13 protein-coding genes are annotated in these 14762 nt (G+C 37.7%); 12 read left to right on the forward strand and 1 reads right to left on the reverse strand.

Features of this window, described 5'->3' with window-relative positions; all coding sequences use genetic code 11:
• The first annotated feature begins 11 nt into the window (after positions 1-11).
• The 8 genes from P2E05_RS02745 (at position 12) to P2E05_RS02780 (ending at position 8021) form a co-directional block, all read left to right on the forward strand.
• Positions 12-2486 carry a fimbria/pilus outer membrane usher protein gene (locus tag P2E05_RS02745; protein ID WP_154623695.1) on the forward strand — a complete coding sequence of 825 codons (2475 nt, stop codon included), beginning with the start codon at positions 12-14 and terminating at the stop codon, positions 2484-2486.
• Positions 2487-2495: 9 nt separating this feature from the next.
• Positions 2496-3203, forward strand: coding sequence for a fimbrial biogenesis chaperone (locus P2E05_RS02750; protein ID WP_154623694.1), 708 nt, complete (start codon positions 2496-2498; stop codon positions 3201-3203).
• A gap of 28 nt (positions 3204-3231) precedes the next feature.
• A complete protein-coding gene (locus P2E05_RS02755) occupies positions 3232-3630 on the forward strand; it encodes a hypothetical protein (RefSeq protein WP_196713769.1) in 399 nt (132 codons plus the stop codon).
• On the forward strand, positions 3623-4123 hold the full coding sequence (locus P2E05_RS02760) for a fimbrial protein (protein ID WP_154623692.1): 501 nt from the start codon (positions 3623-3625) through the stop codon (positions 4121-4123). The genes P2E05_RS02755 and P2E05_RS02760 overlap by 8 nt, the downstream gene beginning before the upstream one ends.
• A gap of 14 nt (positions 4124-4137) precedes the next feature.
• Positions 4138-4671, forward strand: a complete 534-nt coding sequence (locus tag P2E05_RS02765; protein WP_154623691.1) for a fimbrial protein — start codon at positions 4138-4140, stop codon at positions 4669-4671.
• A gap of 16 nt (positions 4672-4687) precedes the next feature.
• Positions 4688-5713 carry a hypothetical protein gene (locus P2E05_RS02770; protein WP_154623690.1) on the forward strand — a complete coding sequence of 342 codons (1026 nt, stop codon included), beginning with the start codon at positions 4688-4690 and terminating at the stop codon, positions 5711-5713.
• A gap of 599 nt (positions 5714-6312) precedes the next feature.
• A complete protein-coding gene (locus tag P2E05_RS02775) occupies positions 6313-7110 on the forward strand; it encodes a methylenetetrahydrofolate reductase (RefSeq protein ID WP_154622785.1) in 798 nt (265 codons plus the stop codon).
• A 140-nt stretch (positions 7111-7250) separates the two neighbouring features.
• The gene (locus P2E05_RS02780; protein WP_272657686.1) at positions 7251-8021 is read left to right on the forward strand and encodes an N-acetylmuramoyl-L-alanine amidase; all 771 of its coding nucleotides are present in this window, start codon (positions 7251-7253) and stop codon (positions 8019-8021) included.
• A 241-nt stretch (positions 8022-8262) separates the two neighbouring features.
• Here P2E05_RS02780 and P2E05_RS02785 read toward each other — a convergent pair whose 3' ends face one another.
• Positions 8263-8934 (reverse strand): LuxR family transcriptional regulator, encoded by a 672-nt coding sequence (locus P2E05_RS02785; protein WP_154622783.1) that lies wholly within the window; start codon positions 8932-8934, stop codon positions 8263-8265.
• A gap of 398 nt (positions 8935-9332) precedes the next feature.
• Between P2E05_RS02785 and P2E05_RS02790 the strand changes: the two genes are divergently transcribed.
• From P2E05_RS02790 to phoA, 4 genes are all read left to right on the forward strand, one after another.
• The gene (locus tag P2E05_RS02790) at positions 9333-10826 is read left to right on the forward strand and encodes an APC family permease (protein WP_154622782.1); all 1494 of its coding nucleotides are present in this window, start codon (positions 9333-9335) and stop codon (positions 10824-10826) included.
• Positions 10801-11406: a DUF3156 family protein gene (locus P2E05_RS02795; RefSeq protein WP_154622781.1), complete on the forward strand. Its 606-nt coding sequence runs from the start codon at positions 10801-10803 to the stop codon at positions 11404-11406. Before P2E05_RS02790 ends, P2E05_RS02795 begins: the two co-directional genes overlap by 26 nt.
• A 61-nt stretch (positions 11407-11467) precedes the next feature.
• Positions 11468-13045, forward strand: coding sequence for an alpha/beta hydrolase-fold protein (locus tag P2E05_RS02800; protein ID WP_247047389.1), 1578 nt, complete (start codon positions 11468-11470; stop codon positions 13043-13045).
• Positions 13046-13234: 189 nt separating this feature from the next.
• The gene (gene phoA, locus P2E05_RS02805; protein ID WP_154622779.1) at positions 13235-14674 is read left to right on the forward strand and encodes an alkaline phosphatase; all 1440 of its coding nucleotides are present in this window, start codon (positions 13235-13237) and stop codon (positions 14672-14674) included.
• Positions 14675-14762: the final 88 nt, after the last annotated feature.

A 14762-nucleotide genomic window follows, 5' to 3' on the forward strand; every position in this document is an offset into this window, starting at 1 on the left:
AATGAGTATTTATGATGTTATCAACAAAAGAAAAAATAACGATATTCATGGTATCGATGCTTTGTTTGACTAAAGTGTCTTACTCTGTAGAATTTAATACCGATATACTTGATAGCGAAGATAAAGCGAACATTGACGTCTCAAGATTTAAAAATCCTAATTTTATTCTACCGGGAACTTATTTCTTTAACATCATTATAAATAGTACTCAATTGACGCAGTCTACAGTTCCTATTCAAATTATTGGTGATAGTACAGATGCCTCGGTCAGTGATGTGTGCATTGATAAGTCATACATTAATAGCTTAGGTATTAAAGAAAAGTATATTGACCAATTAACCTATTGGAATGATGGGGCGTGCATTGATTTTTCGGCATTAAAAGGGGTCAGTGTCGTCCCTAATTTATCCGAAGGCACTGTGACGCTGAATATCCCACAATTATATCTCGAATATATGGATAATAACTGGTTACCCAAATCATTGTGGGATGAGGGTATCAGCGGGTTGTTATTAGATTATAATGCAAACTATCAATATAGTGATCGGGATAGCTTAAAGAATCAGATTGCTTCCATTAGTGGATATCTTGGCGCCAATATGGGTGCATGGCGCCTACGTAGTGAATACTATGGTAATTATCAAAAACAAAATTCCAATGGTAAAACATCGACAATACGTAATTTTTTATTTAATGCCATTTATTTATATAGAAACATAAAAGCCCTAGATTCAAAATTAGTGATTGGTGAGAGTACAACCCCCTCACAAATTCTAGAGCCAATTAAATTTACAGGATTATCCTTATTCACTAATGATTCTATGTTACCACCAAGGTTACGTGGATATGCACCAGAGATAACAGGTATAGCTAAAACGAATGCGCGAGTGGTCATTACACAACTCGGACGTGTCTTGTACGATGGAAATGTACCCGCTGGACCATTTAAGATTCAATCATTAAACAGTGGAACGCGTGGTGAGCTTAACGTAAAAATTATTGAGCAGGATGGTACTGAGCAACAATTTACAGTAAGTAGTTCGAATGTACCGTATTTAACGCGTCCGGGCACCACGCGATATAACGTATCTGCGGGGCAACCGACAAAAGTGGATCATTCGGTATATCGTGGTGTGTTCTTTTTTAGAGCAGAGGCTTCTCACGGTTTAAATAATAATTGGTCGTTAAACGGTGCAACAGATATTAGCCAAGGCTATCAACAGGTTTCATTAGGGGTTGGTCGCTTTATGAATCGGTTTGGTGCACTTTCGGTGAACATTACGCGTTCGTTCGCACAATTAGACCATGATAGTCCTTCAGGTAATTCATACAGTGTTAATTACTCGAAAACATTCGATGACTACGATATGGACTTAACTTTTGCAGGGTATCGATTTACGGATAGAAAATACTATACATTATCCCAATATTTAGACTTAAGAGATGATAGGGTTGTTGATAGCGAAAAAGAACGTTATCAAATAACGCTGTCTAAGCGCTTAGGTGAGTTTAATATAAATTTAAATTATCAATTGCAACAATATTGGGATAGAGGTCAAACTCATCAATATGGTCTTAATATAGGTAAAAGTATCAATCTTCCTTACTTAAAACTACAGGGAGGAAGTATTACATTGTCAGCAAATAGAAGCTATTATCAAAATAAATATGATGACCAAATTAGCTTAATGCTTTCTGTACCATTTGGTAAGCAGTTTTATACTTTTGATACAATGAAATATAACGATACTTATAATTCGCGTGTTTCAGTGTCTAATTTAACAGATGATAATGACTACTATAATATAAGTGCATCGACAAGCTACGGTAAAGATGCCAAAAAACAAAGTACACTTGCTGGAATGTATGATTTACCGACACGCTATGGATCTATCAATAGTAATATGTCTATCTCGGATAAAGGGGATAGTAGTTTAGGATTAGGGCTCAATGGTGGGGTGACATTGACGCAACATGGTGTAGCTTTACACAGTTCATCATATTCTTCTGCCTCAAGGCTAATGATAGACACAAATAATATTGCGGATGTTCCTTTAAATAATGGTACAACCGTGACGAATGGATTAGGTATTGGCGTTATTCCTAACATGACTAACTATTATAAAAATAGTTACAATGTGGATATGAGTAAATTACCCGATAATATTGAATCATCAAATACAATTTATGATATTGCATTAACGGAAGGCGCTATTGGATATAGAAAAATAAGTGCAGATAAAGGGTTTAAATTATTTGCAACGATTAAAATGTCTGATAACTCAGGGTCACCACCATTTGGTTCTCAGGTATTAAATGAAAAAGGGCGAGAGGTCGGAATTGTAAGTGATAATGGATTAGTTTGGTTAACAGCTGTTCAATCAGAAGAAAAGTTAAATATCAACTGGTCTAATCAAACACAATGTAGTACGACCTTACCAACCTTAGATAATGTAAATCAAATTATTTTAATTTGTGAGAAATAGAGAATTTTTATGAAATATAAATTATTGTTAATTCCACTATTATTTATAGCACATAACAGCATGGCCGCGGTTTCTCTTGATAGAACAAGAGCGATTGTAGAAGGGAGTTCTAATCCAGTTGTTATTAATATTGAGAATCAAAGTGATACTCTACCCTATTTAGCTCAGGCTTGGATTGATGATAAAAATGGTAATAAATTAACAACAGGGCCGTTAATTGCAACACCATTGGTTCAACGTTTGGAACCAAACGTCAAAAGTATGATTCGAATCTCGACGACGGATGTATCTAAGTTACCGAAAGATAGAGAGTCTGTTTATTACTTTAATTTAAGAGAGATCCCTCCTAAAAGTGATAAACCGAATGTGATGCAGGTCGCATTACAGTCAAGAATTAAATTATTCTATCGCCCAGAGGCAATTTTAGATAAGGCAAAAACCAATTGGGCTTTAGATTTAGAGTTACAATCTGTCAGTAATGGTTATGTGGTTAAAAATACATCACCTTTTTATTTGACCGTGATAGGCTTAGCCGGTGATAAAAATAAGTCAGAAAATGGCGCCTTTGATTCGTTTATGATCGAACCTTTTGGTTCTTATCAAGTCAAGACTGCTCATTTTCAAAAGCCTTATCTTACTTATATTAACGACTATGGCGGAAGACCAACAGTTTCATTTAACTGTAATGCATCTGTCTGTAAAGCTGATAAACAATAAATTTCAGAGCTAACAAAGTGAGAGTGCAATGAAGTATTTTTATTTAGTGTTTTACACTTTATTTATTTCATTTAGTAGCATGGCCACTCAGTATGAGGAAAATAATTATTTTCCTTCGAATGATGTGACATCTGCAATGAAGATGAATGAATTAAGTGGAAAACTGAATTTTAAAATAAGTTTAATGTACTCTCCGTGTGTCATTTTAGCTAATGAATATGTTGGAAGTTTCTTTTTTATTGAGTTAGATAAATGTTTGTTTAATGATAATAATATAAAAATTCCATTACAGGCAAAAGCGAAAGTGCTTGAAGGTAATCAGCAAGTGATGGCACCTCAGACGCTATTCTCGGGGAAAAATAATGTTTATCTACAGACTAAAAACATTAAGGGTAGAGCAGTGATTATGGAGCTAGACTATGATTAAAAAAATACTGGTCATATTACTTAGCTTGATGGTATCTCCCACTTTTGCCAGTGAATTGGTTATTAATTTTAATGGTAATTTAGTTGATAAGAAATGTGAAATTAAACAATCAGAGATAATAGTTCAATTTATACCTTATTCATTAGGCTATATTGAAGTCGGTGGCAATATCTCGGATAAAAAATCATTTTCAATTGAATTTCAAAATTGTACACCGACACTGATGAATAAGATTATAAAAATTTCATTAGATTCTACTAATGTCTATAGGCGAAATGGTGTTGATTATTTGAAAACGCAAGGTGGAACTGGTCTCATTGTCGGTCTAGAAAGCATGAGTGGAGAGCCTATATCATTTAATCAACCTTTAGAAGTACAGGTGACTAATGATAGTAAAGCAGAATTAGTTTTAAATGCTTTTTTAACTAAAGGTGATTTCGCTAAACCTGGCACTATTCATGGCACAGCAAGTGTTATGGTTAATTATAATTAATAAGAGGAAATAATATGATAAAGACAAGACGGTTACTCTTATTATTATTGTTTCTATCCAATTGGAGTCTTGCCGCTGATTTTAATAGCGGTCGTGCCGATGTCAGAATAAATATTAGTGCCACGATTGTTGCTCCGGTCTGTACCGTTTTAGGCAATAATAATCAATCACCCTTGTTTGTGAACTTTGATAACGTTGATTTTTCTGACGTAGAGAGTGGAACTGCTTATCAAGATATTCAACTTAAATATAGCTGCGCGGGTAGTTCAGTACCCGCTAATAAAGTGATGAACATATATTTATATCCGACAAAATATGGCACTTATACACAGGTAGGTAATAATGTCTTACGCACATCAAAGGAGGGATTAGGTATTTCGTTGACAAAAGAAAATACTAATCTTGATTTAAATAAATGGATCCCTTTTGGAAGTCATGAGCTAGAAGGCTCATTTATTCTTCGTGCATCGTTAATTACACCTGATAAATCACTATTAACTGAAGGTAGCTTTGACAGTACGGTGGCTATTTTGATGAGTTATTTATAAATCTGAATTAGGTCTTATGATGAAAAAAATTTTTTCTTTACTACCGGTCGTATTATTTGCTTTTTCAAATATTAGCTCCGCTGGAGACCCTGATGATTGGACTGTCATGGGATATAACGGCACTCAGTTTACCGCAAATACAACTTGGACGGGGGCTAATTTTAATGGTGTAAACTTAACGTTGAATGCCATTTTAAGTAGCTCTGGCGGAAGAATGACAGAATATGCTTGGGGGACTCGTGCCTGTGCTCCTTATGGTGGTTCTCCTAATTCAATTAACGTGCAGTATGTTATCGTACCCAATACCGTCAGGTATGTGGATCCTGTAACGCGGGAGGCATTTGATTTTAGAATTGTTTTACCTCAATCGTTGGGATCAATTTCGGGATATCCTAATACTCAATACGCCAAAATAGGTCAAAGTGCAGGTAATGTCGGGCGTGCAGTGTGCAATTCAGTACCTTATACGCCGATGGCTTTTAGTGGGCAAACGGCAGTAACGTTAATTAGTAATACAAATTTACCGATTAGAAATACACCGCATATTATTCAAGTGGATACAACTTTGTTTGGGGTAAGGAATCCGGAGGTACCTAGTAAATGGTTAAGTTCCGTTGCACTAATCCAGCCTAAAAACTCAGCAAGGTTAAACTTTTATGTCACAGTGGTGAATACTTGTCGAGTTGATAAAACGCAATTAGATTTTAATTTTGGTACATTACCTCAGTCATTAGCAGAAGGTAAAAATCTGACTAAAGCAATAACGGTGAGTTGTACTCATCCCGGTAATATTAAAGTGACTTACCGACCATCAAAACCCATTGATAGTGCTAATCCAACTCGTACTAGTTTAGATTTAGGTAATACGTCATCGGGTTGGTATGGTGAGTTATCCGTGGATAATAAAAAACAGTTGATTACCACTCTACAAGGCATTACAAATAAAACATTAGATATTGGTATGACATTAGGAAAAAATAGGGCTAATGCATCGGTAGGTAATATGAGTGGTGGTGGTGTATTAATCTTTGAGTATATTTAATTTGAATTGTGTTTGACGATGGTGAAAATCAAAGGATTGATTCTCACCATTTTTTATTGATATTAACATGTATAACGAGTCAGTATAAACGATATTTAATATATGCTTTTTTTATGATTCTCTTCATCTTTTGAGTTCACTCTCACCATTTTTAATTCTCAAAATCATAAACGCTAATAATAATGAAATTAATCGTTTGATTTCCTATATCAGCCTCGTAATTAATTAAATATTGATTGATTCTGTCTGTTCGATGAGTTCGTGAGTATGCGCCATGACTGAGTTGATAGAAAAACACAACTTATTTTATACGTATTTTGTTTGTTGAAATATTTTAGTTGTCCTCTTATGATGAACTATAATTTAAATAAAAGGATAAAGTTATTGAATGTGAAAATAAAATAAATCCGTATTTTCTCACTTGAATAGTGAGTTGAGAAACCGTGTTTCACGTCATCTATAAACGTTTAATAAAATGATTAAAGGTATAAGATGACCTCTGTTTTAAATATTCGATTGTTTTATTTTTGGGGATGTCGTTACTTATGATTAATGAATGAGTGAAGCCTTATTGGCGAAATGTTAGAGAGCGAGGGTATATGGAAACAGCCTTGAGCTTTGAAATCAGTGCTATGCCTAAAATAGATAATACATTAGAACGTTTGCTAAAAAATACTGAAGCGTTAACGCCCCTATTCTATACAGTGAATACTGAGATAGGTAAAACTGAATGGCGAGATACCTATAACACGTGTTGTCAATTAAAGAACCTTACTCATGTAAATGTTGTTCCTCATGTTGCGATTAATAATAAAGATGAATGTGAGTTATGTTTTATTATTGAAGAGTATTTAAAGAATGATATAACAGAATTGTTTGTCATTCGGGGTGATAGACACCGTTTTGATGAGAAACTCCCATTTAATTATGGCATAGAGCTTATTGATTTTATTCGGGGGCGATACCCTGAAGTAATGATAAAATCCAGTGTTTATCCTGATTATCACAAAGAAAGTATCACGCCTGAAAGGGAGATTGATTGGCTAAGAAAAAAATTGCAATTAGGCGTTACAGAGCTTATTAGTCAATTATGTTTGAATAAAAATGCATTTTCTTATATGAAAATGCAATTGGGGAATGATAGCCCTATTACGATATCAATGATGCCTATACTTAACTTTAGTTTTATCGAGTCGTTTTTGAAAAATAATGCGATCGATTATCCATTATGGATAAAGAAACACATAAGACCGAGTAATATTAATAACCATAGGGAATTTGGTATTCAGCTTACTCAATTTCTAATCGAAGAGTATATAAAAGAGAACAAGCGATTGCATTTTTTTACATTAAATAATGCAGAGATAGTCAAAAAGCTATTTGATAAATTGAGATGAGTTATCTGAATATCACTGACAGAGTGAACTACTTTTTCCAGCGAAATTAATATTGGTTTTATCCCGACAACCATAGGGGATGATAATCAGTTTTAATTTTATCCTTGTTAGGCTAATTCAGTATCAATGAGGGCATGATAATGTTAAAAGTCGATTACAATGCGTACCGTTCAATAAAAGGTTTTAATCGTAGAGTAAGGTTTTTAGTCATGCATTATACTGCTTTGAATTTTCAAGGTTCAGTTAATGCATTATCAGGAAATGCCGCTGTAAGTGCTCATTATTTAGTTCCCGACCCAACAGATAAAATGTATACAAATGCTGGATTTAAGGAGATGAGGGTCTTTAATTTAGTTGATGAAAATGAAAGAGCTTGGCACGCAGGCGTGAGTACATGGGCCGGTAGAACTAACTTGAACGATACTTCGATAGGTATTGAAATTGTCAATGAAGCTCAAGATAACAACGGGAATTTCCTTTTTCCGCCTTATAATGAAGTGCAGATTGAAGCAATCAAACAATTAGCATGCAATATTATCGAACGTTACCCTGATATTACTCCTACCAATATTGTCGGACATGCGGATATTGCACCTGATGGGCGTAAAAGTGATCCCGGTGCAGCGTTTCCTTGGAAACAACTTTATAATGCTGGAATTGGGGCTTGGTATGATGAGGCAACTAAATCTTGTTATATGCAGAAATATAACGGGGGATTACCAGCAAAAGCAGAAATTTTAGAGAAGCTAAAACGCTATGGGTATGACGTTTCAAAAGCGAATACAGATAATGGCTATAAAATGCTAATTCGCGCTTTTCAGCTTCACTTTAGACCAGAAAACTATGATGGTATTGCTGATGTTGAGACGGTTGCGATCCTTTATGCGCTAGTTGAAAAGTACTTCCCTTAATGTCATGGCGTTAGTTGAATAACAGGACTTTGCCTAATACTTCATTGAGTATGATTGTGAACGTATTTATTTAAGAATGAAATGCATTGGTGTTCAAGCCTATTTGCAGAGTAACGTAATTGGGGCGTTGCCAATGCATTTACTCCCATGTTGTATTATTAAATAAACAAATAATTGTGATGGTCAATGAATCAAATATATTGATTTTTCCATGAATTCATTAAGGGCTGTGTCTAAGCACTTACAGCATCTTTTCTTGGCGAATAATAAAACCGGATGAAACGAGTTCTGTACGGTTACTAACATTGGCTTTAGTGAAAATATTGCGTAAATGCGTTTTGACAGTAGATAGCGATACGCCAAGTTGTATGGCAATGCGCTTGTTACTTGCTCCTTCTCGTACTAAGTGAATGATTTCTTGTTCTTTCGGCGTATAAGAAACTAGCGAGTCAGGTAAAATATCAAATGTCATTAATTCAGCGACAGGTAGGATGGCGTTGAGTCGCATCACTTCTTGTTGTTGAAATGGCGTATCGCGTAAGACAGAAATGCCTGCAATAATTTTGTTTTTACGGCGAATAAATATTTCTGCCATGTCAGTGATGTTGTTGGGCTTCATGAAATCATTATAGAATTCTTGGCTTTGTTGTTTCATGTCCGGCGCCATTCTAACTAAACGCAGATCATCACCACGGAATTTATCAGGGTGTAACGGATCTAATTGATAAAAATGTTTCAAATAATCTTGATGCATACGAGAGCTGATCCCATAGAGCACATGGTTATCAGGTTGCCAAAGATCGTCCACCAAATAATAAACGGATGCTGAAACAGGAATAATATGAGCAATTGTGTTCAAGCAACAGTTAATCAATGTTCGCTGGTGGTAGCACAAAGAGGGTGTCTTCATCATATTCCCTTCCATAGTTGGTCCAATTATTATCATGCAATTAATTTTCGTTAACATAAAATAAACATGTTAATAACGTGAGCTTGATTACAATATTTGAACTTCATCGGTCATAAGCCAGTTCAACCAATTCGCCAATCAGTATATTTCGTTGATTGTTTATTAATATATTAATGAACACTCAGGTTGCTATTTATTGATATTTATTGGTTTATTCATTTTTGATGTCATTTACTCGGTACTTTTCGTATGTCTCCTCGAAATTATCCCTCCCTATGGGTATCGTCCTTTAGGACGATAGCGGCATGTTTATGCTTATTTCTATAGTTGCAATACAGTCACTCTATTTTTACAAAAAATTCACAATCTTGACTGCGTACTGAGAAAGAGAGGGAAGCAAAATGAATATGTCCTCAAAATTAACGTCACACATTGAAAAGGGGAAGGTGGGATTTCCAACCACTCTCGCTAGCTCTGTGGGCGTGATTATGGCAAGCCCTGTCATCTTAACGGTGACAAGCGGTTTCGGAATTGGTGGTGATACTTTTGCGCTAGCCGTGTTGCTGAGTTTTATCATGATGCAAGCCCAGTTGACGACATTTTCTGAAGCCGCGGCTATTTTGCCAACATCAGGTTCTGTTTACGATTATATTTCATGTGGTATGGGGCGTTTCTGGGCAATCACGGGGGCGTTATCGGCCTACTTGATTGTGCATGTCTTTGCAGGAACGGCTGAAACAATCTTGTCAGGGATCATGGCATTGGTGAATTTTGAGAGTCTCAATACCGTGATGGAAAGTAGTAATACATCTTGGATGGTTGGTGTCGGTTTAGTGATTACTTTTGGTTTGTTGAATGCATTTGGCATTGAAGCCTTTAGTAAAGTAGAAGTTGTTCTGACTTTTGCGATGTGGAGTACGTTGGTCATCTTTAGTATCAGCGGATTAATGATGCCTTTCCATGCTTCTGTTGAAGGGTGGTTTGGACTCGGTTTAAATGTTGCGGACCCGACATTAGTATTGAGCTTTGTTGGTATGGCAATGTTCATGTTTGTGGGTTGTGAGTTGGTGACACCAATGGCACCTGAAATTAAGAATTCAGCCAAAGTGATCCCTCGTGCTATGGCAACTGGATTATGTGGTGTCGCTTTCTGTATGTTCTTATTTGGTGCGGCCATGACTAATCAAGTTGAAAACGTTATTGTGGACCCTGCGAATAATATTAGTTTGTTAGAAACCCCAATGGCGATCCCTGCCTTTGCTGGTCAAGTCTTTGGTGATATTGGTAAATATTGGATTGGTATTGCGTTATTGTTAGCGGGTGGAGCAACGATTAATACCCTGATGGCGGCAGTGCCTCGTATTCTTTATGGTATGGCTCTTGATGGTGCATTACCGCGTATTTTTGCTTATCTGCACCCTCGTTTTAAGACACCGGTTTTTGGGATTTTGGTTGCGGTAATGATCCCTTGTTTACATACATTCGCAATTCAAGGTGATTTAGATAGGATCATTCCGCTCGTGCTAGCAGCCGTCTGTTCATGGGGAACCGCCTATTTATTAGTTACGATTTCGGTTATTTCACTGCGCATTCGTCGCCCTGATTTGCACCGTGCTTATCGTTCGCCGTTTTTCCCAATTCCACAAATTATTTCTAGTGTCGGGATTATTTTAGCGATCGTCTATATTACGCCACCAGGTATGAACAAGTCAGATGTGTATATTCCCTTTATTATTATGTTAGGGCTAACCGCAAGCTATGCTTTAATTTGGACCGTGTTTGTGCAAAAAGTGAATCCGTTTAAACCGGTTTCAGTTGAGCAGGTGTTATCCAGTACATTTACCGAAGAAGAGTTGAAGGGGGTGAAAGTTGAACCATTACGCAACCTCGCCTAAATGCTCTATTTGGCAACGTTTAAGTAAAAAACGTCTACCCGCTGGCTATCAACAAGGCTTAACACTGAATAGACTAGAGCGTGATATTTTACCGTATCAATGTGAATGGGGAGCTCCGGGGGAGCTCCTGATACATCCACACGGTGAACTGACTGTTCAAGTGACAGAACGCGTTAAAACGTTATTTATGGCTTTTATTGTATTTAGCCGCTTTTCTGTGACTGGGCATTGTGGTGAGGCTATCAATGCACAGATTTCGGTGAAAACCACGGGGAGTTTACGCCGTAAACATATTCACTTTGTCTCTAAAGATGAAGAAGGACAAAAACTCATTAGTTTATTGCAACAGTATCCGATCATTTCGCAAACGTTAGCCGAGCTCGATTTTAATGATTGTCATTTGCATATTCGTAATGGTGTTTGGTCTTGTGAGATAGAACCTTTTACCGCTTCAGAGCTGGTGTGCCGAATTCCTGCAACACGCCGCTATTTACGTTTAACGCCGGAACAAAGGCATCGTTTATTGAGTGTGTTGCAATTGTTCCACCAATTTATGGAAAAACATTATCTCAATCATTGAGTTTGAAATATTAATTTGATAGTAATGTTCGCTATTAAATTAGCTCTCAATGGAAGTTGATGTGAAATCGTTACCTTTAATTGGTTGTATTTTATTTTCGTCATCTGCGATGGCGGCGGTATCGGAGTGTATTCGTTTAGATGAATTATCTTCTTCTATTCAGGGTATTCATGATAGTGAAGGTCATAGCTGTTTATTCGTTGAAATTTCTGATAAACAGTATATCCGCCAAGAGGGGGATGGGATCTCAGATATCGTACTTACTGACAGTACTAAAACACCAATCCGTGTACTGCTGCAAAAAATGCCACACGCAGAGCCTCACTCCGTCTCTTATATTGTCCCTGCTCAGGGGCAATATTATCTCAATTTACAGGGCGCCCCTGCTCAGCCATGGAATCTTAAATTCAACTTATCGAATTACCAGCCTTTGGCGATTGAGGCAGAAAATAAAATTGATAGCCCTAAGTTACAGGCATTGATTGATAAACACCTGAAGGAGAAAACGACAGATGCTTTTTGGCGAGAGGTGAAAGAACAGGGAACCCCGCTCGTTGAGGAGTATAAGAAAGGGCAGCAGAAAGTCACTTTTTTATGGCGTGGAGCAAAAGCGAATGCTTATATTTTAGGTGCCCCTTCAGGTAACCATGAGACCATGGCTCATATACCGAATACGGATATTTGGTACCGCACTTTTATCGTGCCGAATGATACGTTATCGCAATATAAAATTGCGCCAGATGTGCCAAAAGTGACAGAAGGTGGGTTTGCGCAGCGCAAGGCAATTCTAGCAACAGCACAAGCGGATCCTTTCAACGCACAGGCGATCCCATCACTGCTAAATGATCGCTATAATCGTTTCTCATTATTGTCACTATCACCCGAAAAACGTCAATGTCACTTTGCTCAGATAGAAGGTCATCAACTTAATGGTCAATTGACATCATTTAGCTTCCACAGCAATGTGCTGAATAATGATCGACAAATTTATGTGTATCGCCCTAAGGCGGCCATGAAGCAACCTGCCGTATTCGTTTTGTTAGATGGGCAAATCTATCTACAAACATACAAAATGGCTGAATTTTTTGATAAGTGGATGTCAGAAGGAGCCATACCACCGATGTATGTGGTATTTGTCGATAGCATTAGCTCTGAGCGCAGAAATGTGGAGCTACCACCAAACGCTGAGTTCCCTGCTATGCTTGCTAAAGAGCTTATGCCTGTTTTAGCAACCAAAGGTATTCAAGCGCCTGCAAAATCCACCATTATTGCGGGGTCGAGTTATGGTGGTTTGGGGGCGACTTGGAATGCCCTGTCACATCCTGAATTATTCGGGAATGTCCTCAGTATGTCCGGTTCTTATTGGTGGGCACCTAAAGGCAAAGATCCTGAATGGCTAATCCGCGAAATCGAACAAATGTCGAAAAAACCGTTACGTTTTTATCTTGAGGCAGGGTTATTCGAACAGCGTGGTAGTTGGGGTGGGATAATCCAAAATCATTATCGATTATTGGATGTGTTAAAGCATAAAGGGTATCAAGTGGAGGCCGAAGAGCTTCCGAGTGGCCATGATTATGTTTCTTGGTGTGAAACCTTATATCAAGGGACTCGTTATTTGATGGCTGAACCACCGAAATAATAATGTCATCTATTAGTGATAGAAAATGCAAAAAGCAGTCTTTATTGGACTGCTTTTTTTGCATATTATGGCAATCGTCTTCTTTTCGACACAAAAGCGTCATTCAACTGTCATCTAGCAGGATTAGCATGCCAGTCATTATTTGAAGCAATTACATATTTAACTTCTTTTATTGGCAAGGAAATGATTATGATGAATCATTGCATGAAATCGATTCTAGCTGTAGCAGTAAGTTCAATAGTTTTTGGTAGTATTATTCCCGCCTCCGCATCCACGTCTAAAGATGATGCTGCTTTACAACACCGAGCTGCACAAGGTGATGTTACCCAATTTGGTGGTGCTCGTCGTTTAACCCAAGAACAAACAGATATTATGAAATCTGCGCTTCATAACGAGCAAGCGAAAAACGTGATTCTGTTTATTGGTGATGGTATGGGAGACTCTGAAATTACCGTCGCACGTAACTATGCAGAAGGCGCAGGTGGTTTCTTTAAAGGCATTGATGCATTGCCTATCACGGGTCAATATACTCACTATGCATTAAGTAAAAAAACACAAAAACCTGACTATGTTACCGACTCATCTGCTTCTGCAACGGCATGGTCTACTGGTGTAAAAACCTATAATGGCGCCTTAGGTGTCGATGTATTCGGTAAAGACCATGAAACCTTACTTGAGATTGCTAAACGTAATGGTAAAGCGACTGGTAATGTTACGACTTCTGAGTTGCAAGACGCGACACCTGCTGCACAATTTTCTCATGTGACAGGTCGTAAATGTTATGGACCTGAAGAAACGTCTGAAAAATGTGCAACCAATGCCTTAGAGAATGGTGGTCGTGGTTCAATCACTGAGCAACTACTGGTTACCCGCGCGGATGTCACGTTAGGGGGTGGTGCGAAGAGCTTTAAACAAGTTGCAAAAGCGGGTGATTACCAAGGTAAAACCTTAGAAGAGCAAGCAAAGGAACGTGGCTTTAATATTGTTCGTGATGCGAAATCCTTAGATGCAGTCACTGTTGCTAACCAAGACAAACCTGTTTTAGGCCTATTCCATGACGGTAATATGGCTGTTGCTTGGGAAGGCCCTAAAGCGACATATCATGGCAATATTGATAACCCGCCGCTTGAGTGTAAACCGAATTCTAAGTTAGATCCAAATGCGCCAACGTTGGCTCAAATGACTAAAAAAGCGATCGAGTTATTAGAAGTTAACCCTAATGGTTTCTTCTTACAGGTTGAGAGTGCTTCCATCGATAAAAAGAATCATAGCGCGAATCCATGTGGTCAAATTGGTGAAACAGTGGCGTTGGATGAGGCCGTACAGGTTGGTTTAGAGTTTGCGAAAAAACATGGGGACACACTAATTATTGTGACAGCTGACCATGCTCACTCTAGCCAAATTGTTCCTCAAGGCGTTAAAGCACCTGGCTTGACTCAAGCTCTGATTACAAAAGATGGTTCCGTCATGGTCGTTAACTACGGTAACTCTGAAACGGAGTCGCAGGAGCATACTGGCACTCAATTACGCGTTGCAGCATATGGCCCACATGCTGCTAACGTCATGGGATTGACTGACCAAACCGATTTGTTCTTTACCATGCGTGATGCCATGGGATTGAAACAATAAACCAACCCTGTAAGCTAAACCCTCTATGATAGGAAGTTGTAGAGGGTTTTTTATTTATTGTCTTATCTTCTTTCCCTCGATTTACGCT

Origin of the sequence: Providencia stuartii (assembly GCF_029277985.1) — a bacterium.
GTDB classification, from domain to species: domain Bacteria; phylum Pseudomonadota; class Gammaproteobacteria; order Enterobacterales; family Enterobacteriaceae; genus Providencia; species Providencia zhejiangensis.

Coding starts and splice junctions, on each gene's coding strand:
- P2E05_RS02755 (WP_196713769.1), top strand. CDS start 3,232: ATGAAGTATTTTTATTTAGTGTTTTACACTTTATTTATTTCATTTAGT.
- P2E05_RS02790 (WP_154622782.1), top strand. CDS start 9,333: ATGAATATGTCCTCAAAATTAACGTCACACATTGAAAAGGGGAAGGTG.
- phoA (WP_154622779.1), top strand. CDS start 13,235: ATGATGAATCATTGCATGAAATCGATTCTAGCTGTAGCAGTAAGTTCA.
- P2E05_RS02760 (WP_154623692.1), top strand. CDS start 3,623: ATGATTAAAAAAATACTGGTCATATTACTTAGCTTGATGGTATCTCCC.
- P2E05_RS02745 (WP_154623695.1), top strand. CDS start 12: ATGATGTTATCAACAAAAGAAAAAATAACGATATTCATGGTATCGATG.
- P2E05_RS02750 (WP_154623694.1), top strand. CDS start 2,496: ATGAAATATAAATTATTGTTAATTCCACTATTATTTATAGCACATAAC.
- P2E05_RS02770 (WP_154623690.1), top strand. CDS start 4,688: ATGATGAAAAAAATTTTTTCTTTACTACCGGTCGTATTATTTGCTTTT.
- P2E05_RS02780 (WP_272657686.1), top strand. CDS start 7,251: ATGTTAAAAGTCGATTACAATGCGTACCGTTCAATAAAAGGTTTTAAT.
- P2E05_RS02775 (WP_154622785.1), top strand. CDS start 6,313: ATGGAAACAGCCTTGAGCTTTGAAATCAGTGCTATGCCTAAAATAGAT.
- P2E05_RS02765 (WP_154623691.1), top strand. CDS start 4,138: ATGATAAAGACAAGACGGTTACTCTTATTATTATTGTTTCTATCCAAT.
- P2E05_RS02785 (WP_154622783.1), bottom strand. CDS start 8,934: ATGATGAAGACACCCTCTTTGTGCTACCACCAGCGAACATTGATTAAC.